Raw genomic sequence first — 23,685 nt, 5'->3', positions numbered from 1 at the left:
CGCACCGTACCGGCCTGCGGAAATAACGCGTGCGGCAGCATATGACGGTGGGCGTTCGAACCCTGCCGGTCGAGACCGGGCGGCCACCGCGTAGCGGGTCGCCGTCGCCCGGTCGCTACGAGGGCATCTTCGAGGGATACCGCAGGCCGGGCCCCTATGCGGCGGCTTTCGACGAGATGTTCGACGCGCAGGGCAATGTCCGCGCCCCTTACAGGGGCATCTACGCCGAGCTTGCCCCGTCGGACGCATCCGAGCTCGGGGCCCGCTCGGAGGCGCTGGGCCGCGCCTTCATCGACCAGGGCATCACGTTCTCGCTGTCGGGCCAGGAGCGGCCGTTTCCGCTCGACCTGGTGCCGCGGGTCATCTCGGCCGCCGAATGGAGCCGGCTGGAGCGCGGCATCACCCAGCGTGTCAAGGCCCTCGAGTGCTACCTCGGCGACATCTACGGTGAGCAGGAGATTCTGCGCGACGGCGTGATTCCACGCCGGTTGGTGACCTCCTGCGACCATTTCTACCGCCAGGCCGCGGGCATCACTCCACCCAACGGCGTGCGGATCCACGTCGCGGGCATCGACTTGGTCCGCGACGACCGGGGCAACTTCCGCGTCCTGGAGGACAATCTGCGTTCGCCGTCCGGGGTGTCGTATGTGATGGAAAACCGGCGCATCATGGCGCGAGTCTTCCCGAACCTGTTCGCCACCCACCGGGTGCGCGCCGTCGACGACTACTCGGCGCACCTGCTGCGCGCGCTGCGCAACTCGGCCGCCACCAACGCGGCCGACCCGACGGTGGTGGTGCTCACGCCGGGGGTGGCCAATTCGGCGTATTTCGAGCATTCGTTGCTGGCCCGCCAGATGGGTGTGGAGCTGGTCGAAGGCCGCGACCTGTTCTGCCGGGACAACCAGGTGTATATGCGCACCACCGAGGGGGAGCGTCAGGTCGATGTGATCTACCGGCGCATCGATGACGCTTTTCTCGACCCGCTGCAGTTTCGGGCGGACTCGGTGCTCGGGGTGGCCGGCCTGCTCAACGCGGCCCGCGCGGGCAATGTCGTGATCTCCAGCGCGGTCGGCAACGGCGTCGGCGACGACAAGCTCGTCTACACCTACGTGCCGACCATCATCGAGTACTACCTCGGCGAGAAGCCGCTGTTGGCCAACGTGGAGACCTTGCGGTGCTGGCTGGAGGACGAACGCGACGAAGTGCTCGACCGGATCGCCGAGCTGGTGATCAAACCGGTCGAGGGGTCCGGCGGGTACGGCATCGTGTTCGGACCGGACGCTTCCGAAAAAGAGCTCGCCGCTGTCCGCAAGAAGATCCGCGACAATCCGCGGCGGTGGATCGCACAACCAATGATGGAGCTGTCGACCGTGCCCACCCGCGTTGGCAACACGCTGGCGCCCCGCTACGTCGATCTGCGGCCGTTCGCGGTCAATGACGGCGAGCAGGTTTGGGTGTTGCCGGGCGGACTGACCCGGGTGGCGCTGGTCGAGGGATCGCGGGTGGTCAACTCCAGCCAGGGCGGCGGCTCCAAGGACACCTGGGTGCTGGCGTCACGCGCCTCGGGAGTCAACCGGGAGTTGGGTGCCGTCGAGACCGTGCGGTCGCTGCCCCAGCCCACCCCGGCCGGCGACCCGGCGAGCGACGGTTCGTCGCAGCACCAACGGCGTTCGCAGGAGCCGCAGCAGCAGCAGGCGGTGATGAGCTGATGTTGGCGCGCAACGCGGAGGCGCTGCATTGGATCGGTCGTTATGTCGAGCGCGCCGACGACACCGCGCGCATTCTCGACGTGGGCGTGCACCAACTGCTCGAAGACTCCAGCGTGGACCCCGACCATGCCTCCCGGGTACTGCTGCACGTGCTGGGTATCGAGCCGCCGGAGCACGAGTTGGACGTCTGGTCGCTGACCGACCTGGTGGCCTTCAGCCGCGGGACGCGGGGCGGCTGCTCCATCGTCGACGCGGTTTCGGCAGCGCGGGAAAACGCAAGGTCGGCACGAGAAGTGACGTCTACCGAGATCTGGGAGTGCCTAAACACCACTTACAACGCCCTTGCCGAACGCGAGCGTGCCGCCAAACGTTTTGGGCCACATGAATTTCTAACCTTCATCGAAGGCCGTGCCGCGATGTTTGCCGGCCTGGCAGATTCGACGCTGTCGCGTGACGACGGCTACCGCTTCATGATGCTGGGCCGCGCGATCGAGCGGGTCGATATGACGGTGCGGCTGCTGTTGTCGAGGGTTGGCGACAGCGCGTCCTCGCCCGCGTGGGTGACGGTGTTGCGCTCCGCAGGCGCGCACGACACCTACCTGCGCACCTATCGCGGTGTGCTGGACGCCAATCGGGTTGTGGAGTTCATGCTGCTCGACCGGTTGTTCCCGCGCTCGATCTTTTACTCGCTGAAGGTGGCCGAGCATAACCTCGACGAACTGCAGCATCACCCGCACAGCCGGGTCGGGGCTACCGCGGAAGCGCAGCGGCTGCTGGGCCGGGCCCGCAGTGAACTGGAATTCCTGCAGCCGGGCGCGTTGCTGGAGTCACTGGAAACCCGATTGGCCGGCTTGCAGAAAACCTGTCACGATGTCGGAGAAGCATTGGCGTTACAGTATTTTCACGCAGCACCATGGGTGGCGTGGTCGGGTGCCGGCCACAATGGCATAGCAGGCGTCAAACCGGGGAAGACGTGATGTGGCGGATGCGGGTGGTGCATTCCACCGGATATGCCTACAAATCGCCGGTGACGGCTTCCTTCAACGAGGCTCGGCTGACGCCGCGGTCGGATTCCCGGCAAAACGTCATCCTCAACCGTGTGGAGACGCTGCCGGCGACCCGGTCGTATCGCTACGTTGATTATTGGGGCACTGCGGTGACGGCGTTCGACTTGCACGCTCCCCACACCCGACTGGAGGTGACGTCCTCGTCGGTCGTCGAGACCGACCGGCCGGAGCCGCCGGCGGCGAAGGTGACGTGGACCGACCTACAGGCCGAGGCGGTGCTCGATCGCTTTTACGAAGTGCTGTGCGCAACGGCTTACACGCCGATAAGCAAACGCGTCGCCGCGGTGGGCCGGCGCATCGCCAGATCCCACGAGCCGGCCGAAGCCGTCGTCGCCGCAGCGCAGTGGGTGCGCAGTGAGCTCGAGTACGAGCCGGGTTACACCGGCGTGCATTCGTCGGGGCTGGACGCGTTGCGTGAGGGCAAGGGTGTCTGCCAGGATTTTGCTCACCTGTCATTGATGCTGTTGCGCAGCATGGGAATTCCCGGACGCTACGTGTCCGCGTACTTGCATCCCAAGTGCGATGCGGAAATTGGGAAAACCGTCGACGGGCAGACGCATGCGTGGATCCGGGTGTGGACCGGCACTTGGTGGGACTACGACCCCACCAACGACGCCGAAATCACCGAGCGATACGTTACCGTGGGCACCGGTCGCGACTACGCCGATGTGCCCCCGCTGAAGGGGGTCTATTCCGGGGAAGGGTCGACCGATCTCGACGTGGCCGTGGAAGTCACCCGCCTGGCTTAGCCGCCGCGTGCGGGGGAGACGCGGGCAACCGCGTCACGGTGCGGTAACCGGGGTGAACATGCGGCCGCAGACCCTGCTGGGCCGCCACCGTGGCGAGCAGGTCGCGCAGTGTGCTGCGCTGCGCGACGTCAAGCCCCGCGGTGATCCGGCGCTCATGCTGGCGGGCCAGCTCGGAAACCTTGCGCATCAACTTTTTCCCGGCCGCGGTCAGGTAGAGGGCATGCAGTCGGCGATCTTCGGGGTTGCGGCGCCGCTCGACGTACCCGCGGTCCTCGAGTTCGTCGACGTAGGCGACCATCCGGCTGGGTAACATGCCCAACAGGGTGCTCAGGGCTTGCTGGCTACGGCCGGGCTCGGCGGCGATCACACGCAGGATTCCCGCGTGCGGCGGGGTCAGCTCAACCGTGGCCAGCTGTTCGGCGAACAGCGTCGTTGCGTGATGACCGAGCTGAGCCAATAAAAACGCCACCCCATCGCTATGGTCGGCAGTCGGCGCTGATGACACGCTGTAGATCATAGCTTTGACGAAAAATTCGCGGTGTGAATCGAGATAAGCCTTTGTCAGAAAGGATGCCCGTGCATATTATTCAGTTTATGAACGATTCATTTTCTGATAGAAGTGGAGCCGGCCGCGGCGGGCACGGAGGACCACCGCTGGCGCTGCTCGCCACCATCTGCCTGGCGCTGCTCTTCGGAGGCTTGGGCATCGGGGTCGGACTGGGCGGTGTGATGCCCCTGCCCTACGGACCGGTGTCCACGGTGCAGGAGTACCTGCGCGCCCAGCCGGTGGCGGTGCACGTCATCGCCGTGGCGGCGTTTGCGGCCTCGGTGCCGTTGGCGATCTGCGCGGCAACGGCGAGCACCCGGTTGCGACAGCTGGGGGTGACCGCGCCCGGGGCGACGATTGCGCTGGTCGGCGGCACGCTGGCGGCCGGCGCGTTGGGTCTGGCTGGGCTGGTGGCCTGGACGCTGGCCCGACCCGAAGTCAGCGCCGACACCGCGCTGGTACGCGCCGTCTACCTGCTGGTGTTTCTGGTCGCGGGCCGGGTCACGTTGTGCCCCTCGGTCTGCTGGTGGCCGGGATGGCGGTGCCCGGCCGCATCCTGGGGTTACTGCCCAGATCGCTAGCCTGCGCCGGGCTGGTAACTGCCGCCCTTGCCGAATTGACGACGCTGGTTCTGGTCTGGCCGGGGCTGGGACCGATGCTGCCGATCGCCCGGATTTCGGCGTTGGTGTGGTTGTTGGTAGCGGGTGCACTATTGCCGCTGCGCCGCACGGAGCTTCGGGACGTGCGCGCCCGGGCTCGCGATGCGGTCGGGCAGACGGTAGCGCGGCACCACACCGATACGCCCACGCCGGCGCAGCCCGCCGCACCGGGTGTTCGCGATCGACCGGGACACCAGCCGGCCGAGGCGCACGGCGTCGAGGCCCCGAACCCGAGGCTTTTCTCAGCGGGCACGGTGGCCGGATAAGCCAATACGGCTTGGCCGCTGCGCGAGTTGGCGTAACCTGACGGGAGGCGGGTCACTACCGGCGGGAGGCCTCGATGCGGATCGCGGACGTGTTGCGGAACAAGGGTGCGGCGGTGGTCACGATCAACCCCGACGCAACGGTCAGAGAACTGCTCGCCGGCCTCGCCGAGCACAATATCGGCGCCATGGTGGTGGTCGGATCCGAGGGTGTCGTCGGCATCGTGTCCGAGCGCGACGTGGTGCGCTGGCTGCACACCGACGGTGTCGCGGTGCTCGCCCGCCCGGTCGCCAAGATCATGAGCCCCGCGCTTGTCACGTGCACCAAGGCGGACACGGTGGACAACCTCAGCGTGTTGATGACCGAACACCGGGTGCGGCATGTGCCAGTGATCGAAAACGGACGGCTGGCCGGCATCGTCAGCATTGGCGACGTGGTCAAGACGCGGATGGAAGAACTTGAGGCCGAGCAGCGACAGTTGCAGTCCTACATCACGCAGGGTTAGCCGCCGGGTAGCTCTGATTGCCGTGATTGCCGGCGTTGCCTGCACGCTGGCGGGGCTTCGCCCGGCGTGATCGTGCCGTCGGTGTGCCGTCGCAACCGAGCGTGGATACGCTGGACGTGTCGTCGCTGGAGCACCGTTACCAGGAGATTCCCATCAACAGTTTCGCCGACCAGACCTTCACCGCGCCGGCGCAGATCAGGAACTTCTGCATCATCGCCCACATAGATCACGGCAAGTCCACGCTGGCGGACCGGATCCTGCAGCTCACCGGGGTCGTGGACGAGCGGTCGATGCGGGCGCAGTACCTGGACCGGATGGACATCGAGCGCGAACGCGGAATCACCATCAAAGCGCAGAATGTGCGCTTGCCCTGGCGGGTAGGGGATACCGACTATGTCCTGCACCTGATCGACACCCCCGGCCACGTTGACTTCACCTACGAGGTCTCTCGCGCGCTGGCCGCCTGCGAGGGGGCGGTGCTGCTGGTGGACGCGGCGCAGGGTATCGAGGCGCAGACGCTGGCCAACCTGTATCTGGCGCTGGATCGCGACCTGGTGATCATCCCGGTGCTGAACAAGATCGACCTGCCCGCTGCCGACCCCGACCGCTACGCCGGCGAGATCGCCCACATCATGGGCTGCCAACCCGGCGAGGTGCTGCGGGTATCCGGCAAGACCGGAGTGGGTGTGGCCGAACTGCTTGACGAGGTCGTCAAGCGGGTGCCGGCGCCGACGGGCGACCCGGACGCCCCGACGCGCGCGATGATCTTTGACTCCGTCTACGACATCTATCGGGGTGTGGTGACCTATGTGCGCGTGGTAGACGGCAAGATCACTCCGCGCGAGCGGATCACCATGATGTCCACCGGCGCTACCCACGAGCTGTTAGAGGTGGGCATCGTTTCGCCGGAGCCGAAGCCCACCGCCGGGCTGGGCGTGGGGGAGGTCGGCTATCTGATCACCGGAGTGAAAGACGTCCGCCAATCCAAGGTCGGTGACACGGTGACGACGGCGCGCCATGGCGCCAGCCGGCCGTTGACCGGTTACCGCGAGCCGAGGCCGATGGTGTATTCGGGGCTTTACCCGGTCGACGGGTCGGACTACCCCGCGTTGCGCGACGCGTTGGACCGGCTGCGACTCAACGACGCGGCACTGGCGTACGAGCCGGAAAACTCGGTGGCGCTGGGCTTTGGCTTCCGCTGCGGTTTTCTGGGATTGCTGCACATGGAGATCACCCGCGAGCGGCTGGAGCGTGAATTCGGCCTCGACCTGATCTCCACCTCACCTAACGTGGTCTACCGGGTAGTGCTCGACGACGGGACCGAGACTGTGGTGACAAATCCCTCGAACTGGCCCTCGGGCAAGAAGATCCGCGCCGTGTATGAACCCGTTGTCAAAACCACCATCATCGCCCCCAGCGAGTTCATTGGCACCATCATGGAACTCTGCCAATCCCGCCGCGGCGACCTCGGCGGCATGGACTACCTGTCCCCCGAACGCGTCGAGCTGCGTTACACGATGCCGTTGGGGGAGATCATCTTCGACTTCTTCGACGCGCTGAAGTCGCGCACCCGCGGCTACGCCAGCCTGGACTACGAGGAAGCTGGCGAGCAGGAAGCGGCACTGGTCAAGGTGGACATCCTGTTGCAGGGCGAGCCCGTCGACGCGTTCAGCGCGATCGTGCACAAGGATTCCGCGCAGGCCTACGGCAACAAGATGACCACCAAGCTCAAGGAACTCATTCCACGCCAGCAGTTCGAAGTGGCGGTTCAGGCTGCGATCGGCTCGAAAATCATTGCCCGCGAGAACATCCGGGCGCTGCGAAAGGACGTGCTGTCAAAATGCTACGGTGGCGACATCACCCGCAAGCGCAAACTGCTGGAAAAGCAGCGGGAAGGCAAGAAACGCATGAAGACCATCGGCCGGGTTGACGTGCCGCAGGAGGCCTTCGTTGCCGCGCTGTCCACCGATGCCGATAAGGCCAAGAAGTAAATCGGCTATACCTGGGTGTTGGCGATGAGCTCTCCGGACGCCGCGTTGATCGTGACTTTGTGCTCGACGATGTAGGTGTCCCACACATCGGCTTCCCAGACGGTGGCGCCGTTGCGCTCGGCGAGTTTCATTTCGGTGATAGCGCCGTCGTGCACCGCGGCCAGCATCTTGCCCACCGCCGCACGGTAATCCAGACGGGCGGCCTGTACGCGGGCGCGGATTTTGGCTTTGTCGGCGTCGCTTTCCCTCCTCGGGGTCGGCCCGACCATCACGGTGACGCCGTCGGATGAAACGTCCATCGACTCATCCGTCCCGTCCGGGGTGGCCACCTGGACCTTCCACGCCCCGCTTTGCTCGGATCTGATCGAGATCAGTGTGCCGCCCGGTACCTGCTTGACCGCAGCGGCGCCGGCGCGCAACAACACCTGCGGATCCGGCGGGGACGCCGGGCGGGACCAGGTCGCGGTCTTCGTGGTAGTGGCCGTCGAGGTGGCGCCGGGGTTGCCGCGGTGCGCGCACCCGGCCAGCCCGACGATCGCCCCGACGACTGCTACGGAAATAAGCGCTGCGCAAAGCCGGGACCGGCGTGTCATAACAGGCACCGGCGCATGCTACCGCAACGCCGGTGCCGCGGGTGACCTGGCGTGTGCGCCGTCCGAGACACAGCTTCCGTCACCGGCGCATGGGCAGGTTGATCTGGGCGAACAGCCCTTAGGGCACCCTGCGAGTCGCATCGGATGCCGCGGCCATCCGCGGACTGTGACACGTGTTGGCTTCGCGCACCAGGGCGCATAGTGTGAGCGGGGTGGGCGGGTTTCTGAGTTGGTGGGACAGCGTCGAGTTGTGGCTGTCGGGGCTCGGCTTTGTGCTGCAGACCATCGTGGTGATGCCCGTCGTGCTGGGGTTGGCCTACGTCGCTGCGGTCCTGCTGGACGGCCTGCTGGGCAAGGGCATCCGGCTGATGCGTCGCATCCGCCGCGCCGGGGAGGATTCCCGATGAGCGGGATGCCGCGCTCGCGGGTGACGTTGGTGCTGGTGGTGCTGGTGGCGCTGGTGATCGCCACCTGGCTGCTGACGCGCTGAGGCGCAGGAGTGACCGCCGGGAGACATGGCCGGGCAGCGAAATTGAGAGAGCGAAATGAGAGAAATCTGCTAGGAGCCGGGCGTTGGCGGCACGCCGTGTCCCTTGCTCTGACCGCGAGCCTGCTCGGGGCGTGTCACACAGGCACCGGCGGCGTTGCCGACGGCGCGCCGGGCGCCGCGCACATCAGTATCACCCTGGTGGCCTGCCCGGCTCCAGAACCTGGGTGGAGCAGAGTGATTGGCGCGTTCCAGGCTTCCGAGGCAGGTAAGGGCGTGCAGGTTCTCACCTCCTACGGAGCCTCCGCCGAGCAGTCGCGCGCCGTCGCCGATGGCAAGCCGGCAGACGTCGTGAATCTTTCAACAGGACCGGACATCACCCGCTTGGTCAAGGCTGGCAAGGTCTCTCAGGAGTGGGACAAAGATGCCACCAAGGGGCTTCCTTTCGGGTCGGTGATCACCTTGGTGGTGCGCACCGGTAACCCGAAGAACATCCATGACTGGGATGACCTCCTGCGGCCCGGCGTGGAAGTCGTGACTCCCAGTCCGCTGAATTCCGGCTCAGCCAAGTGGAACCTACTTGCCCCGTACGCCGCCAAAAGCAATGGTGGCCGGGACCCGCAAGCGGGCCTGGAGTTCATCAGCAAGTTGGTGCACGAGCACGTCAAACGGCGCCCAGGCTCCGCGCGGGAGGCAACCGACGTCTTTGTCCACGGTAGTGGTGATGTCCTGATCGCCTACGAGAGCGAGGCTATCGAGATTGAGCTGCGGGGCAAAGCAATTGAGCACACGAACCCACCGCAGACGATCAAAATCGAAAACCCGCTGGCGGTGGTGATCACTAGCGCGCACCTGAATGCCGCGACCGCGTTCAAAAACTTTCAGTACACCGTTCAGGCCCAGAAGCTGTGGGCCGAAGCCGGTTTCCGGCCGGTCGATCCGGCGGTCGCCGCCGAGGTCAGAAGCCGGTTTCCGGAACCGGTTCAGCTGTGGACCATCGCCGACCTGGGTGGCTGGGATGCCGTCGACCCGCAACTGTTCGACAAGAACACCGGCGCCATCACCAAGCTCTACCGGGGCGCTACCGGATGATCGGAAACCTGCTGCGGCGTAGCCCCGACCCGGAAAAGCTTCCGGACCGAACGCCGCCGCCCCAGGCGGCGTCGTGTCATGAGGAACTCGGCGATGGTGGCACGGCGACGGTAGACGCGGTCGACAGGTCATGATTCCCGACCCGCGCTGGCCTGTTGGCTCGTAACCGACGTGAAAACTCCGGGCGTGTCGATCGCCGCAGCAAAGGGGCGGGCAAGGGACAATCTGCTCTGATCGCAGAGAGGCTAGGTGATGGAACTGGACTCGTGGGCAGAGACCGCATCGGCTGATCCTCACAAATCAGCCGGGGGACCGCTTGGCCGGTCTCCTGCCGGCGGCTGCGCCGAGCCCGACGGGCCGGGACCGATCACCCCAGGCGTCGGCTCGCAGGCCGGCGGAGCCGCTGACGGCGACCGCGGCACTCGGTACCGGCGGCACAGCCCAACCCGCCTGCTGGTCGCTGCCGCGATGGCTGCCGCGCTGGGCGGAAGCTGCTATGCCGGGTGGCTGCTCTTTGAGCGGCACCAGCGGGATGTCGCTGGCCAGCAGGCGCTCGCCGCCGCCGAGAGATTCGTCGTCACACTGACCAGTGTCGACAGCGCGGACATCGACAAACACGTCTCCGATGTCCTCAACGGCTCGACCGGGGAGTTCAATGACAAGTACGCCAAAACCACCAGCGGGCAACACCGTCAGGCCGTCGTCGACAACAAGGTAGTAACGCATGGGAAGGTTGTCGAATCGGCGGTCAAATCCGCTACTCCCAACAAGGTTCAGGTGCTACTGATGGTCGATCAGTCGGTGAGCAGCCTGGCTGTTCCTGAGCCACAAATCGATCGCAGTCGCATCAAGATGACCATGCAGAAGGTCGACGGCCGCTGGCTCGTCAGCACGGTGGAGTTGTTGTGAAGGCGTGGCGCACGGTGTCCTCGGCCGCGGTCGCCGGATCAATCGCCGCGGCGCCAATCGCTTTCTCCAGCGGTGCCGCCCGCGCGGACAGCGTCAACTGGGAGGCAATCGCGCAATGCGAATCCGGCGGCAACTGGGCAGCCAACACCGGCAACGGTGATTACGGCGGCCTGCAGATCAGCTTGCCCACGTGGGATGCCAACGGCGGCGGCGCGTTATCCCCGTTGCCGTCGACCGCCAGCCCGCAGGAGCAGATCCTGATTGGGCAGCGGATCCTGGCCACCCAGGGACCCGGAGCATGGCCGAGATGCGCATCCTGCAGTCAGGATGAGGCCCCGGTGGGTTCTCTGACACATCTCCTGACATTCATGTGGAGTCAGGCCGGTGGGTGCCCGGGGTCGTCGCGCGCGGTCGAGGAGGGAGCGGCGTAGCGTCCGGCCGTATGGCGTCCGCGGATGCGGGTCGGTCGGCTCGCCGTGCGATGATGTGGTGGCATGGCACCGAATCCGGCACCGGTGGGCCTGCCCGATGTGCGGTTGGCAGCGGGCAGGCCGTTCGGGGTCTACGTGCACGTGCCGTTTTGCTTGACCCGCTGCGGGTATTGCGACTTCAACACCTACACCCCCGCCGAGTTGGGCGGCGTCAACCCCGACGGCTGGCTGGCGGCGCTGCGCGTGGAGCTCGAGCTGGCGGCGGCGCGGCTGGACCGGCCGACGGTGCACACCGTGTTCGTCGGCGGCGGGACGCCGTCCCTGCTGGGCGGTGAACGCTTGGCCGCGGTGCTTGACATGGTGCGAGCGCATTTTGCACTGGCGCCGGACGCGGAGGTCACCACCGAAGCCAACCCGGAATCGACTTGGCCGGAATTCTTCGCGACGATTCGCGCGGCCGGCTACACCCGGGTGTCGCTGGGCATGCAGTCGGTGGCGCCGCGGGTCCTCGCCGTGCTAGATCGGGTGCACTCGCCGGGCCGGGCGGCGGCCGCCGCCCGGGAGGCGCAGGCCGCGGGGTTCGAACACGTCAACCTCGACCTGATCTACGGCACGCCGGGGGAGTCGGACGAGGATTTGTTGCGCTCGGTGGACGCGGCGATCGAGGCCGGTGCCGATCACGTGTCGGCCTACGCCCTGGTGGTTGAGGACGGCACCGCTTTGGCCCGCCGGGTTCGGCGCGGCGAACTGGCCGCGCCCGACGACGATGTGCTGGCGCGCCGCTATGAGCTGGTGGACGCCCGGCTGTCGGCTGCCGGGTTGCACTGGTACGAGGTGTCCAACTGGTGCCGTCCCGGCGGTGAGTGCCGACACAACCTCGGGTACTGGAGCGGTGGGCAATGGTGGGGTGCCGGGCCGGGGGCGCACGGATACGTCGGCGTCACACGGTGGTGGAATGTCAAGCACCCCAACACTTATGCGCAGACGTTGGCGGATGCCAGGCTGCCGGTCGCGGGTTTCGAGCAGCTCGGCGCCGACGAGCGGCACACCGAGGACGTGTTGCTGGGCATTAGGCTGCGCCGCGGCCTGCCGCTGGGCCTTCTCGGCCCCGGGGAACGCGAGCGCGCGGGGGCCGCGGTCACTGCGGGCTTGCTGAGCTGTGAGGGCGACCGGCTGGTGCTCACCGAGCAGGGACGGCTGCTGGCCGACACCGTAGTGCGCACCCTGCTGGGCTAACGCAGTGGCGGGCGGGATCCCAGGCGCCCCGGACCGGCCTGCCGATCAGGCGACGCGGCACCCGCAACAGTCCGAACGGGTAACCTGCTGGAACGACAGCGACGTGACAGCAGAGAGGACCGCCATGACCGCGAAATTCCTTGCCACCGGGCTGGCAGCGGTAGCCGTAATCGGCGCCGCCGCCGACGGTGCCGCCAGCCACCCGGCCGTATTCCAGGTGCAGCCCGTCGCACTCGAGTCGCCGCTTCCGCTGGACCCACCACCCCCGCCGCCCGGCTTGCCGACCGCTGACCAGTTGTCCAGCCTTTGCGCCCAGGTTACCGATCCCGGCGTGTCGTACACGACCAAGACCAGCATGGTCCAGGGCGGCATCAGCCCGGAGGAGGGCCATGTAGCCGACCATGACCTGAGAAAGGCGTACCGGGACGGGAAGTTTCCGGAGTCGTTCACCGTGACAAATATCCAGCCGGCCGGTCCGAATGCGGCCACCGCCGACGTGGCCATCTCGGGTCCGAAGTTCGCGGGGCCGGTGACGAAGCACCTCTTGTTCGTCAATGAAGACGGCAACTGGGTCCTGTCGCATGATTCCGCGCTGGCGCTGCTGCAGGCGTCCACGGCCTGACGGTTATCGACGCGGCTTTCCGAGCACCGCGCTCACCTCGATTCGCGCGACGCGCGCCGGATCGGCCAGCACGTCGATCGCGGTGATCCGTCCTTGGCGCACGACGAATCCCATGATCGCGGTTGGCCGGCCGGCAAGGAAAATGACCGCGCCCGCGGCGCCGTTGACGGTGGCGGCCCGCGCCTGCCGCTCCGGCGTCGCGTAACCGCGGGCCAGCTTGCGTGTCGCTTCCGGTGACCGGTCCAGGATCGGCGCGATCTGATCGAACGGAACGGCGAAGACGTCGTGCAGCACGAAAGCCAGCCGCTCTGCGGGCGACAGGGTGTCCAGCACCACGAACAACGCCAACCCGCCGCGTCAGCCAGCATCGCCCGGTGCTCGGGGTCGAACTCCCCAACGAGATCCGCCACGGGGTCGGGCACCTGCGCGACGAGTTCCTCCCGGGCTCGGGCGCGGCGGGCACGCAACGTGCTCAGGCAGATCCGTGCCACCGCGGTGGTCAGCCAGGCGTCGAGATTGACGACGTTGTCAACACCCTGGGCGTCGTTGCGGCTCAACCGCAGCCACGCCTCCTGCACGGCGTCCTCGGCGTCGTCGATGAAGCCCAGCATGCGGTAGGCGAGCGCGCCCAGCTGCGGGCCGCCTGGAACCGCGCCGTCAGCGACGCATCTGCGGTCACGTGTTGCCCGCTGGCCGGCTGCCGTCGGGCAGCGCGCACACCCTGCCGGCGGAGAAGCCCGACGAACCGATACCGAGCGCAAGGTTGAACCGGCCCCGAAGATTAGCCAGCGTGATGATGTGGGTGAGCCCGACGAGCTGAGCCGTGTCGAAGTGGGCTCGCAGGCGGTCGAAAAGCTCGTCGCTCACCTCGACGGGTGTGCGGCTGATAGCCGTCGCGTAGGCCAGGATCAGCTTGTCGAGATCGGAGAAGCACGAGGCGTTCTGGTAATCGGACAGCGCAAGCAATTCCTCGTCGGTTATCCCCCAGCCGCGCGCGATCTGCGAACCGAGATCGATGCAGTACTCGCAGCGCACCGTCGCCGCCGCTTTGAGTTCGGCGAGCGCTCGGTGCCGCGGACTCAGAATGTCCAGTTTCGACTCCGCCAGCTCCAGTCGCCCGTAGGCGTTGAGCAACTTGGGGATATGCGCATACATCCGCAGCGGTTCGAGCATGGTCGCGGTTTGCAGTCCGGTCATCTGCTTGAAGCGTCGCCTGGTGAAAAAGAAGGCGATCTTCGCGCCTAGGCCGGCGTCGCGGTCGGAGACTCCGGTAAGCCGTGGCATCCTATTTCCTCCTGGAAGGTGGTCTCTACTATCTCGACACCCGGCCCGACCAGAACGTGACCACCCCGCTCAAGCCTGATCGCCCAGCGGCATGGCCATATCGAATACCGCGCGTGTAGCACGGTGCGGTTGCGCAGCGCCGCACGCCCGGCGCAGGCCGTCCTCCAGATAGACCCCTAGGCATTCAAGCCCTTCCATTTCACCGCATGCGGGAACAGATCGCCGTAAAACGTCGCGTCCTCGGAGAGCAGTCGGTCCAGCGCCAACACCGTCGTGGTGGTGACCAGTTCATCGAGCCGGATCTGCCGCGGCGGTATCTGAGACCAGTCCCGGTAGGACAGGCCATCGTCGGGGTATGGCCTGCCTTCCCCGCACGCCCTTGAAGATCATTCGACGATCGTCCTCGGTGCGTCTCCCGGCGTGAGCATGGGGAAAAGGCTAGCGCGGCGACGGTGCGCTCCGGGCAGCGGTGACGGCCGACGACGGCAAGTCCGCTGCTGATGCCCGTAAAATGGACCCGGTCAAGGAGGTGGACGTCGATGGGAAGCGCTGAGGAGCGACGCTTTGAAGTGCTGCGCGCCATCGTCGCCGACTTCGTCGCCACCAGGGAGCCGATCGGCTCGAAAGCGCTGGTGGAACGCCATAACCTGGGGGTGTCCAGCGCCACCGTGCGCAACGATATGGCGGTGCTGGAAGCCGAGGGTTACATCACGCAGCCGCACACCAGCTCCGGGCGGGTGCCGACGGAGAAGGGCTACCGCGAGTTCGTCGACCGGCTCGATGACATCAAGCCGCTCTCGGTCGCCGAGCGGCGTGCCATCCACAAGTTTCTGGAGTCCGGCGTCGACCTCGACGACGTGCTGCGCCGGGCGGTTCGGCTGCTGGCCCAGCTCACCCGCCAGGTGGCCATTGTGCAATACCCGACGTTGTCGACCTCGACGATCCGTCACGTGGAAGTGATCGCGCTGACGCCGGCGCGGCTGCTGATGGTCGTTATCACCGACAGTGGCCGGGTCGATCAACGCATCGTCGAGCTGGGGGACGTCATCGACGATCAGCAGCTATCCCGCCTGCGGGAGCTGCTGGGTCAGGCGCTGGAGGGCAAGAAGCTCCCGGTGGCGTCGGTGGCGGTGTCAGAGCTGGCCGGACATTTCGAGCACAGCGACGGGCTGGGCGACGCCGTTGGCCGCGCGGCGACGGTGCTGCTGGAGGCGTTGGTGGAGCATAATGAGGAACGGTTGCTGCTGGGCGGTACCGCCAACCTGACACGTAACGCGGCCGATTTCGGGGGATCGCTGCGACCCATCCTGGAAGCCCTCGAGGAGCAGGTCGTGGTGCTGCGGCTGCTGGCGGCTCAGCAGCAAGCCGGGAAAGTGACGGTGCGGATCGGCCGAGAGACGCAAGTAGAGGAGATGGCGGGCACGTCGATGGTGTCCACCGCCTACGGCACTTCGGATACGGTGTATGGCGGCATGGGCGTGTTGGGGCCCACCCGAATGGACTATCCGGGAACTATCGCTAGTGTCGCAGCAGTTGCTATGTACATCGGCGAAGTGCTGAGTGCCCGATGAGCACGCACGTGCCGCCGAACTCCAGGACAGCGGCGTAACGCGGACAAGACGCGGACAGAAAGGTCAAGCGTGGCACGCGACTACTACGGTCTGCTCGGTGTCAGCAGAAACGCGAGCGAGGCGGAGATCAAACGCGCTTACCGCAAGCTGGCGCGTGAGCTGCATCCCGACGTCAACCCGGATGAGGAAGCGCAGGCGAAGTTCAAGGAAGTCAGCATCGCCTACGAGGTGCTATCCGACCCGGAGAAACGCCGGATCGTCGACATGGGCGGTGATCCGCTGGAGAGCGCCGGCGCGTCGGCCAACGGGTTCCCCGGCTTTGGCGGGCTCGGCGACGTGTTCGAGGCGTTTTTCGGCGGCGGTTTCGGTGGTGCTACGGCCTCACGTGGCCCCACCGGGCGGGTGCGGCCCGGCTCGGACTCGCTGCTGCGGATGCGGCTGGACCTGGAAGAGTGCGCTGCCGGCGTGACCAAACGGGTGACCGTCGACACCGCGGTGCTATGCGACCGCTGCCACGGGACGGGCACCAACGGCGACTCCTCACCGGTGCGCTGCGACACCTGCGGCGGCAGCGGCCAACTGCAGATGGTCCAGCGCTCGCTGCTGGGGCAGGTGATGACATCGCGGCAGTGCCCGACCTGTCACGGTGTCGGTGAGGTCATCCTCGACCCGTGCTACCAGTGCGGCGGCGACGGCCGGGTGCGGGCCCGCCGGGAGATCAGCGTGAAGATCCCCCCCGGCGTGGCCGATGGGATGCGGATCCGGCTGGCCGCCCAAGGCGAAGTCGGACCCGGCGGGGGACCGGCGGGGGATCTGTACGTCGAGGTCCACGAACAACCCCACGACGTCTTTGTCCGCGAAGGCGACAACCTGCACTGCACGGTCTCGCTGCCGATGGTCGATGCCGCGTTGGGCACCACCGTCGTGATCGACGACATCCTCGACGGTGCCACCGAGGTCACCATTCCACCGGGAACCCAGCCGGGCTCGACCATTACCCTGCGCGGCCACGGCATGCCGCAGCTGCGTTCCAGCGCGCGCGGCGACCTGCAGGTCCACGTCGAGGTGGTGGTTCCCACCCGGCTGGATCATCGCGAAACCGAGTTGCTGCGCGAGCTGAAGATGCACCGCAACCGCGATGTCGCCGAAGTGCGATCGGTGCACGGCACCAGCAGCGGGCTGTTCAGCCGGCTGCGTGAGACCTTCACCGGCCGTTAGCCTCGGGCCGCGATGGTGGCGCCGTTGTTCTACGTCGACGCGCTGCCCGCTGCCGGTGCGCTGGCCATTGTCGGCGGTGACGAGGGTTTCCATGCTGCCAATGTGCGGCGGATTCGGGTTGGCGAGCAGCTCGTGCTCGGTGACGGCGCCGGCGTGCTGGCGCGCTGTGTGGTGGAGCGCGCCGGGCGCGACGGGCTGTGCGCCCGGGTGCTGGGCCGCTGGAGTGTGACACCCGGGCAGCCGCCGGTGACGGTGGTCCAGGCGCTGCCCAAGTCGGAGCGCTCCGAATTGGCGGTCGAACTGGCCACCGAAGCCGGTGCTGACGCCTTCGTAGCCTGGCAGGCGGCGCGATGTGTGGCCCGCTGGGACGGTGCCCGCGCTGCCAAGGGTCTGCGGCGGTGGCGCGCGGTGGTCCGCTCGGCTGCTCGGCAGGCTCGCCGCGCCCATATTCCGCCGGTCGACGGTCCGCTATCCACGGCGGAGCTGGCTCAGCGGGTCCGCGAGCAGGTCGCCTCGGGGACCGTGGTGCTCGCCTTGCATGGGTCGGCAACCAATAGGCTCACGGATCTTTCTCTGACACAAGCGAACTCGCTGATGCTCCTGGTCGGCCCAGAGGGTGGTATCGCCCCCGGCGAGCTCGCCGCGTTGACCGGCGCGGGCGCGGTCGCGGTGCGGCTGGGGTCCACGGTGCTGCGCACGTCGAGCGCGGCCGCGGTCACGCTGGGCGCGCTGGGCGTGCTGACCCCGCGCTGGGACGGAACCGGCTGCGATTGCGGGTCGCCGACGCTGCTGGGCGCTGACCGCCCCCAGCCCCCGGCGGTAGACTGAGGCGGCAAGCACCCGAAACCACAGAAAGCAGGCACCAGAAACCACGTGACGCCCCGCGAGACCGCTGCTGACCCTTCTTCGTCGTCGTCTTCTCAGGTGCGCAGCAGCATCGATGTTCCGTCCGACCTCGTCGTGGGCCTGCTGGGTTCCGCCGACGAGAATTTGCGGGCGCTTGAACGTACCTTGGCCGCCGACCTGCACGTGCGGGGCAATTCGGTCCGCCTGACTGGCGAGCCCGCCGATGTCGCGCTCGCCGAGCGGGTGATCTCCGAGCTGGTGGCGATCGTGGCCGGTGGGCAGACGCTGACGCCCGAGGCGGTGCGCCACAGTGTAGCCATGCTCGTCGGCACCGGTAACGAGTCACCGGCCGAGGTGCTGACCCTCGACATTTTGTCACGCCGCGGCAAGACAATCCGGCCGAAGACCCTCAACCAGAAACGCTACGTCGACGCGATCGACGCCAACACCATCGTCTTCGGGATCGGCCCGGCCGGCACCGGCAAGACCTATCTGGCGATGGCCAAGGCGGTCAACGCGCTGCAGACCAAGCAGGTCACCCGCATTATCTTGACCCGGCCCGCGGTGGAAGCCGGTGAGCGCCTTGGCTTTTTGCCGGGCACGTTGAGTGAGAAGATCGACCCGTATCTGCGGCCGCTCTACGACGCGCTCTACGACATGATGGAGCCGGAGCTGATCCCCAAGCTGATGACCGCCGGGGTGATCGAAGTAGCGCCGCTGGCGTACATGCGTGGGCGGACCCTAAACGACGCGTTCATCATCCTCGACGAGGCCCAGAACACCACCGCCGAGCAGATGAAGATGTTCCTCACCCGGCTGGGATTTGGCTCCAAGGTCGTGGTCACCGGCGATGTCACCCAGATCGACCTGCCCGGCGGCGCCACGTCGGGTTTGCGGGCCGCGGTCGACATCCTGGGGCACGTCGACGGCATCCACATCGTGGAGCTGACCAGCGTTGACGTGGTGCGCCATCGGCTGGTTTCGGAGATCGTCGAGGCCTACGCCAAACACGAGGCGCCCGGCCTGATGATGAACCGGGCCGCACGGCGCGCGGCCGGCGTCCGTCATCGCCGGTGATGGTGCAGTTGGAGCGCAAAAGGCAGGTCAGCGCGTGAGCATCGAGGTTGCCAACGAGTCGGGCTTTGACGTTTCCGAAACGGAGCTGATCAGCGTGGCTCGCTTCGTCCTCAACAGCATGGGCGTCCACCCGGCCGCCGAGCTGTCGCTGCTGCTGCTGGACACCGCGGCCATGGCCGATCTGCATATGCGCTGGATGGACCTGCCCGGGCCGACCGACGTGATGAGCTTCCCGATGGACGAGCTCGAGCCGGGGGGTCGCCCGGATGCCCCCGAGCCCGGGCCGTCGATGCTGGGCGACGTTGTGCTCTGCCCGGAATTCGCCGCGCAGCAGGCCGCCGCCGCAGGCCACAGCCTCGGCCAGGAACTGGCGCTGCTCACCATCCACGGTGTGCTTCATCTGCTCGGCTACGACCACGCCGAGCCGGACGAAGAAGAGGAAATGCTTGCCTTGCAGCATCGGTTGCTTGAAGAGTGGGTCGCTGACCAGGTCGAGGCCTACGAGCAAGATCGCCAGCGCGAAAAGGATCGCCGGTTGCTGGACAAGTCAAGGTATTTCGAGAATTGACCGGATTGGCTCCGCTGCTCGAGGCGATCGCTTTGATCGGTCTGGGCGGGTTGTTCGCGGCGATCGACGCCGCGATCAGCACGGTGTCGATGGCCCGGGTGCACGAGCTGGTCCGTGAGCAGCGACCCGGAGCGGTGCGGCTGGCCAAGGTGATGGACCAGCGGCCGAGCTACATCAACTTGGTGGTGCTGCTGCGGATCATCTGTGAGATCACCGCGACCGCATTGTTGGTGGCTTTCCTTTATGTGTACCTCAGCCTGGATTGGGGGTTGGTCGCCGCCGCGGCGATCATGGTAGTGACCAGCTTCATCGTCATCGGTGTCGGCCCGCGCACCCTCGGCCGTCAGCATGCGTATCCCATAGCGTTAGCGTCCGCTCTTCCGCTGCAAGCGATCTCGTGGCTATTGATGCCGATCAGCCGACTGCTGGTGATACTGGGCAACACGCTCACACCGGGCCGTGGATTTCACAACGGGCCGTTTGCATCCGAGATCGAGCTGCGCGAAGTCGTCGACCTGGCCCAGCAACGCGGGGTGGTCGCCGCCGACGAGCGCCGGATGATCCAATCGGTCTTCGAGCTGGCCGACACGCCGGCCCGCGAAGTGATGGTGCCGCGTACCGAGATGATCTGGATCGAAAGCAACAAACCGGTGAGTCGTGCGATATCCCTGGCGGTACGCAGCGGCCATTCGCGCATTCCGGTGATCGAGGAGAACGTCGACGACATTGTCGGGGTGGTGTATCTGAAAGACCTTGTGCAGCACACATATCACGCGACAAAGCGCAGCACCGAGCCAACCGTGGCGCAGGTGATGCGCCCGGCGGTGTTCGTTCCGGACTGCAAGCCCCTCGACGCTCTGCTCCGCGAAATGCAACGCGACCGCAACCATATGGCCTTGCTGGTCGACGAGTACGGCGCAATCGCCGGGCTGGTGACCATCGAGGACGTGCTGGAGGAAATCGTCGGTGAGATCGCCGACGAGTACGACCAGGCCGAGGTCGCACCGATAGAGGACTTGGGAGATAACCGTTACCGGGTGTCGGCGCGGCTGCCGATCGAAGACCTCGGCGAGCTTTACGGTGTGGAGTTCGGCGATGACCTCGACGTCGACACCGTGGGCGGCTTGTTGGCGCTGGAACTGGGCCGGGTTCCGCTGCCCGGCGCCGAGGTGGTGTCGCACGGCCTGCGGCTGCACGCCGAAGGCGGCCCGGATCATCGCGGCCGGGTCCGGGTCGGGACGGTGTTGTTGAGCCGGGTTGACTCCGACGGCCGGCACGATGCGGGGGCCGACCGTGCGGACTGAGCCGTTGGATGCCGAGGACGCCAAGCTGGTGACGCTGGCGCGGGCGGCCATGGCCCGTACCGAAGCCGGCAGCGGCGCCGCGGTGCGGGACAATGACGGGCGCAGCTACACCGGTGCGCCGGTGCGGCTGTCGAGCCTGGAGCTGACCGCGTTGCAGGCGGCGGTGGCGGCGGCGGTGTCCAGCGGAGCAACCGGGTTAGAGGCCGCGGTGCTGGTGGGGGGCTCCGCCGATGACCCCGGTGTCGCCGCGGTCCGGGAACTATCGGCTGCCGCCGAGGTCATCATCACCGATCGCAACGGTGTGGTGCAGCAGTGACCGTGCCGACGGTGCGCGCCGGGCGCGCAATCACGCGAAAAGACGCGCCGTGCGCAGGCTCGGCAAGCCGGGAAGAGCCGAGCGCCCGGCTTTTCCCCGCGCCGCTTCACGGCCCCCGTCGTCGCCGGCGCCTATGAGCGAGTTCCATTCGGGCTTTGTGTGTTTCGTCGGACGGCCGAACACCGGGAAGTCCACGCTGATGAACGCCCTCGTCGGTTCGAAGATAGCTATCACCTCGACTCGGCCACAGACCACCCGGCATGCGATCCGCGGCATCGTGCACCGGGAGAACTGCCAGATCGTCCTGGTGGACACCCCGGGCCTGCACCGGCCGCGCACCCTTTTGGGGCAGCGACTAGATGACCTGGTCCGGAACACCTACACGCAAGTCGACGTGATCGGGCTGTGCATTCCCGCCGACGAGGCGATCGGCCCCGGTGACCGATGGATCGCTCGGCAGCTCCGCACGGCAGCGCCGCAGACCACGCTCGTCGTCGTCGTCACCAAGATCGACAAGGTTCCCAAACAGCGGGTCGCCGCGCAGCTGGTGGCCGTCGACGAGCTGATGCAATCCGTTGGTGGCCAGCATGTCAGCGATATTGTCCCGGTGTCGGCGGTCACCGGCGAGCAGATCGAGGTGCTGATCGACGTGCTGGCCGCCGCGTTGCCGCCCGGCCCGGCCTATTACCCCGGCGGTGAGCTCACCGACCAACCCGAGGAGGTTCTCATGGCCGAGTTCATCCGCGAAGCCGCGTTAGAGGGCGTGCACGACGAGCTGCCACATTCGTTGGCGGTGGTCATCGACGAGGTCAGCCCGCGCCCGGGGCGCGATGACCTGATCGACGTGCGCGCCGTGCTCTACGTAGAGCGGCCCAGCCAGAAGGGCATCATCATCGGCAAGGGCGGGGAACGGCTGCGGCAAATCGGCACCGCCGCGCGCGGCCAAATCGAGCGGCTGCTGGGCAGCAAAGTCTATCTCGACGTGCACGTCAAGGTGGCCAAGAACTGGCAGCGTGATCCCAAACAGCTTGGCAGACTGGGATTTTGACCGATCCAGCCGTCATCGCACGGGCTGCTGCCCGGTGGGGACCGGAGGCATGTCTGTGTCGGTGTCCCACCACACATCCGGTTGCTTGGTCGCCCAACCGCAAAAAGCCTCCAGTTCGGCGGCCAGCGACACCAGTATGCCCTCGCTGTTGGCCGGCCCCATCAGCTGGACACCGATCGGCAGCCCCGTCGAGGTGAATCCGGCCGGGATGTTGATCGCCGGCCAGCCCAGCAGATTCCACGGCCATGTCACCGGGCAGGCGCTGATCATAAGTCGATCCGTCGCCCACCCGCCCAGCCCGTCGAAGGCATGCACCAGCGGTGGTGGCTGCGCCGTCGTGGGGGCCAGCACCACGTCGACATAAAGGAAGATCGAGCCCACCCGGAGCCGATCCGCGGCTTCGCGCGCCAGCGCGGCGCGCAACGCCGACTCCGAGAGCAGCCGGCCCAGGCGCATGTTGGCCACCGTGCGGGGATCCCACCTGATGTCGTGTCCCAGCCGTTCCGCCCAGTCCAGCAGGCCCGCGGTGGCCCGGCACAGAAAATCCCACGACAACCGCACACCGTAGTCCGGGTTGGCCGGCACCACGGTGTGGCCCAGCCGCTCCAGCTGCCCGGCCACGTGGTGCAGCGCGGCGCGGATCTCCGGGTGCAGTGAGGCCCGAAACCCGGTAAACGGGAACTGCGTCGACATCGCGATCTTCAGCGGGCCCGGTGCGGTGCCGACATAGTCGGACACGGTCAGCGGCGGGGGTTTGTGGCGATCACCCTCGACGTTGCCGGACGCGGCGTCGAGCACCAGCGCCGCATCGGCCACCGTGCGGGCCAGCACGCCGTGGACGGTGACGCCGTTGAACGCCTCCGGCAACGGCCAGGTGGAGATGCGGTCGCGTTGCGGCTTGATGCCCACCAGGTGCGTCCACGCCGCAGGGATGCGGACACTGCCGGCCCCGTCGGAACCGATCGCCGCGGTAACCAGGCCCGCGGCCACCGCAGCCGCGCTGCCACCCGACGACCCGCCCGGTGTGTGGATTCGCGACCAGGGGTTGCGGGTGTGCCCGAATCCGGGTCCACTGGTAAACGGCCACTGGCCGAGCTCGCAGGTGTTGGTCTTCCCGACGATCACCGCGCCCGCCGCCTTCAGCCGGCGCACCACCTCCGCGTCGGCGGTGGCCGGCGGCACGTATCCCAGGGTGCCGAAGGCCGTTGGCACTCCGGCGATGTCGACGTCGTCTTTGACCGCGATCGGCACACCCAGCAGCGGAGCCGTGTCACCGGCGGCCCGCCGCCGGTCCGCCTCAGCGGCATCGGCCAGCGCCGACTCGGTCAATACCACCCGGAACGCGTTGAGGGTGGGCTGGCTGAGGTTGATGGCGTGCAGCGAACGACGGACCAGCTCTTCGGAAGTCACCTCACCGTTGGCCAGCTGGTAGAGCTGATCGGTCAGGGTGGGAAGCCGCGGATTGCCGGAGCTGCAAGGGCGTGTCATCACCGTCAAGCGTATGGGCTATCAAGACGATTGGTGTGCATAACGTCTGCGGGCGCGCAATGCCGGGAGCATTCCCAGGATATTTCAGCACAAATGCGAGACTG

The 23,685-nt window shown here is 67.0% G+C and carries 23 protein-coding genes and 3 pseudogenes; 20 read left to right on the top strand and 6 right to left on the bottom strand.

Going from position 1 to position 23,685, the window contains the following annotated elements; translation table 11 throughout:
* The first annotated feature begins 62 nt into the window (after window positions 1–62).
* Genes MSM1_RS01880 through MSM1_RS01870 form a run of 3 tightly spaced genes read left to right on the top strand, consistent with a single transcriptional unit; the run spans window position 63 to window position 3,525 of the window.
* The gene (locus MSM1_RS01880; RefSeq protein ID WP_374101682.1) at window positions 63–1,709 is read left to right on the top strand and encodes a circularly permuted type 2 ATP-grasp protein; all 1,647 of its coding nucleotides are present in this window, start codon (window positions 63–65) and stop codon (window positions 1,707–1,709) included.
* Window positions 1,709–2,686, top strand: coding sequence for an alpha-E domain-containing protein (locus MSM1_RS01875; protein WP_213439936.1), 978 nt, complete (start codon window positions 1,709–1,711; stop codon window positions 2,684–2,686). The genes MSM1_RS01880 and MSM1_RS01875 overlap by 1 nt, the downstream gene beginning before the upstream one ends.
* The gene (locus MSM1_RS01870) at window positions 2,686–3,525 is read left to right on the top strand and encodes a transglutaminase family protein (protein ID WP_213441274.1); all 840 of its coding nucleotides are present in this window, start codon (window positions 2,686–2,688) and stop codon (window positions 3,523–3,525) included. The genes MSM1_RS01875 and MSM1_RS01870 overlap by 1 nt, the downstream gene beginning before the upstream one ends.
* Here MSM1_RS01870 and MSM1_RS01865 read toward each other — a convergent pair.
* A complete protein-coding gene (locus MSM1_RS01865; protein ID WP_307857256.1) occupies window positions 3,509–4,030 on the bottom strand; it encodes a MarR family winged helix-turn-helix transcriptional regulator in 522 nt (173 codons plus the stop codon). The genes MSM1_RS01870 and MSM1_RS01865 overlap by 17 nt on opposite strands.
* Before the next feature lie 89 nt (window positions 4,031–4,119).
* Between MSM1_RS01865 and MSM1_RS01860 the strand changes: the two are divergent.
* From MSM1_RS01860 to lepA, 3 genes and pseudogenes are all read left to right on the top strand, one after another.
* Window positions 4,120–4,811, top strand: a pseudogene (locus MSM1_RS01860) (hypothetical protein); the annotation flags it as partial.
* 260 nt (window positions 4,812–5,071) lie between these two features.
* Complete coding sequence (locus tag MSM1_RS01855) at window positions 5,072–5,500, top strand: CBS domain-containing protein (protein ID WP_213439934.1); 429 nt, start codon at window positions 5,072–5,074, stop codon at window positions 5,498–5,500.
* Window positions 5,501–5,583: 83 nt separating this feature from the next.
* The gene (lepA, locus tag MSM1_RS01850) at window positions 5,584–7,491 is read left to right on the top strand and encodes a translation elongation factor 4 (protein ID WP_307857255.1); all 1,908 of its coding nucleotides are present in this window, start codon (window positions 5,584–5,586) and stop codon (window positions 7,489–7,491) included.
* Window positions 7,492–7,496: 5 nt separating this feature from the next.
* On the opposite strand, the gene MSM1_RS01845 is transcribed toward lepA, so the two are convergent.
* Window positions 7,497–8,084 carry a PepSY domain-containing protein gene (locus MSM1_RS01845; protein ID WP_374101681.1) on the bottom strand — a complete coding sequence of 196 codons (588 nt, stop codon included), beginning with the start codon at window positions 8,082–8,084 and terminating at the stop codon, window positions 7,497–7,499.
* A gap of 212 nt (window positions 8,085–8,296) precedes the next feature.
* On the opposite strand from MSM1_RS01845, the gene MSM1_RS01840 reads away from it, so the two are divergent.
* The 6 genes from MSM1_RS01840 (at window position 8,297) to MSM1_RS01815 (ending at window position 12,861) form a co-directional block, all read left to right on the top strand.
* Window positions 8,297–8,491: a hypothetical protein gene (locus MSM1_RS01840; RefSeq protein WP_213439931.1), complete on the top strand. Its 195-nt coding sequence runs from the start codon at window positions 8,297–8,299 to the stop codon at window positions 8,489–8,491.
* A 191-nt stretch (window positions 8,492–8,682) separates the two neighbouring features.
* On the top strand, window positions 8,683–9,663 hold the full coding sequence (locus MSM1_RS01835; protein WP_374101680.1) for a sulfate ABC transporter substrate-binding protein: 981 nt from the start codon (window positions 8,683–8,685) through the stop codon (window positions 9,661–9,663).
* A 468-nt stretch (window positions 9,664–10,131) separates the two neighbouring features.
* A complete protein-coding gene (locus MSM1_RS01830; RefSeq protein WP_213439929.1) occupies window positions 10,132–10,572 on the top strand; it encodes a hypothetical protein in 441 nt (146 codons plus the stop codon).
* Window positions 10,569–11,003 carry a transglycosylase family protein gene (locus MSM1_RS01825; protein ID WP_213439928.1) on the top strand — a complete coding sequence of 145 codons (435 nt, stop codon included), beginning with the start codon at window positions 10,569–10,571 and terminating at the stop codon, window positions 11,001–11,003. Before MSM1_RS01830 ends, MSM1_RS01825 begins: the two co-directional genes overlap by 4 nt.
* Before the next feature lie 63 nt (window positions 11,004–11,066).
* The gene (gene hemW / locus MSM1_RS01820) at window positions 11,067–12,239 is read left to right on the top strand and encodes a radical SAM family heme chaperone HemW (protein ID WP_213439927.1); all 1,173 of its coding nucleotides are present in this window, start codon (window positions 11,067–11,069) and stop codon (window positions 12,237–12,239) included.
* Window positions 12,240–12,363: 124 nt separating this feature from the next.
* Window positions 12,364–12,861 (top strand): hypothetical protein, encoded by a 498-nt coding sequence (locus MSM1_RS01815; RefSeq protein WP_213441272.1) that lies wholly within the window; start codon window positions 12,364–12,366, stop codon window positions 12,859–12,861.
* Between the two features lie 3 nt (window positions 12,862–12,864).
* Here MSM1_RS01815 and MSM1_RS01810 read toward each other — a convergent pair.
* The 3 genes and pseudogenes from MSM1_RS01810 to MSM1_RS01800 form a co-directional block, all read right to left on the bottom strand.
* A pseudogene (locus MSM1_RS01810) lies at window positions 12,865–13,540 on the bottom strand (sigma-70 family RNA polymerase sigma factor).
* Window positions 13,537–14,145: a carboxymuconolactone decarboxylase family protein gene (locus tag MSM1_RS01805; protein ID WP_213439926.1), complete on the bottom strand. Its 609-nt coding sequence runs from the start codon at window positions 14,143–14,145 to the stop codon at window positions 13,537–13,539. The pseudogene MSM1_RS01810 and the gene MSM1_RS01805 overlap by 4 nt, the downstream one beginning before the upstream one ends.
* Before the next feature lie 69 nt (window positions 14,146–14,214).
* A pseudogene (locus MSM1_RS01800) lies at window positions 14,215–14,535 on the bottom strand (type II toxin-antitoxin system VapB family antitoxin).
* A gap of 149 nt (window positions 14,536–14,684) precedes the next feature.
* On the opposite strand from MSM1_RS01800, the gene hrcA reads away from it, so the two are divergent.
* The 8 genes from hrcA (at window position 14,685) to era (ending at window position 22,093) form a co-directional block, all read left to right on the top strand.
* Entirely contained in the window at window positions 14,685–15,716 is a 1,032-nt protein-coding gene (gene hrcA, locus MSM1_RS01795) for a heat-inducible transcriptional repressor HrcA (protein WP_213439925.1), read from the top strand.
* Window positions 15,717–15,785: 69 nt separating this feature from the next.
* Window positions 15,786–16,934, top strand: a complete 1,149-nt coding sequence (dnaJ, locus tag MSM1_RS01790; protein ID WP_213439924.1) for a molecular chaperone DnaJ — start codon at window positions 15,786–15,788, stop codon at window positions 16,932–16,934.
* Window positions 16,935–16,946: 12 nt separating this feature from the next.
* Window positions 16,947–17,762, top strand: a complete 816-nt coding sequence (locus MSM1_RS01785; RefSeq protein WP_213439923.1) for a 16S rRNA (uracil(1498)-N(3))-methyltransferase — start codon at window positions 16,947–16,949, stop codon at window positions 17,760–17,762.
* A 45-nt stretch (window positions 17,763–17,807) separates the two neighbouring features.
* Complete coding sequence (locus MSM1_RS01780; protein ID WP_213439922.1) at window positions 17,808–18,857, top strand: PhoH family protein; 1,050 nt, start codon at window positions 17,808–17,810, stop codon at window positions 18,855–18,857.
* A gap of 34 nt (window positions 18,858–18,891) precedes the next feature.
* Complete coding sequence (gene ybeY, locus MSM1_RS01775; RefSeq protein ID WP_213439921.1) at window positions 18,892–19,425, top strand: rRNA maturation RNase YbeY; 534 nt, start codon at window positions 18,892–18,894, stop codon at window positions 19,423–19,425.
* Complete coding sequence (locus MSM1_RS01770) at window positions 19,422–20,729, top strand: hemolysin family protein (RefSeq protein ID WP_213439920.1); 1,308 nt, start codon at window positions 19,422–19,424, stop codon at window positions 20,727–20,729. Before ybeY ends, MSM1_RS01770 begins: the two co-directional genes overlap by 4 nt.
* A gap of 49 nt (window positions 20,730–20,778) precedes the next feature.
* The gene (locus tag MSM1_RS01765; protein WP_236055033.1) at window positions 20,779–21,045 is read left to right on the top strand and encodes a cytidine deaminase; all 267 of its coding nucleotides are present in this window, start codon (window positions 20,779–20,781) and stop codon (window positions 21,043–21,045) included.
* 133 nt (window positions 21,046–21,178) lie between these two features.
* A complete protein-coding gene (era, locus tag MSM1_RS01760; protein ID WP_213439918.1) occupies window positions 21,179–22,093 on the top strand; it encodes a GTPase Era in 915 nt (304 codons plus the stop codon).
* 12 nt (window positions 22,094–22,105) lie between these two features.
* Here the strand turns inward: era and MSM1_RS01755 are convergent, their stop codons facing one another.
* Window positions 22,106–23,581: an amidase gene (locus MSM1_RS01755; protein WP_213439917.1), complete on the bottom strand. Its 1,476-nt coding sequence runs from the start codon at window positions 23,579–23,581 to the stop codon at window positions 22,106–22,108.
* Window positions 23,582–23,685 lie beyond the last annotated feature (104 nt).

Origin of the sequence: Mycobacterium sp. SM1 (assembly GCF_018361265.1) — a bacterium.
In the GTDB taxonomy this organism is placed as follows: Bacteria; Actinomycetota; Actinomycetes; order Mycobacteriales; family Mycobacteriaceae; genus Mycobacterium.
The sequence above is the reverse complement of the archived record's forward strand: the minus strand, read 5'-3'. Positions and strand labels throughout refer to the sequence as shown.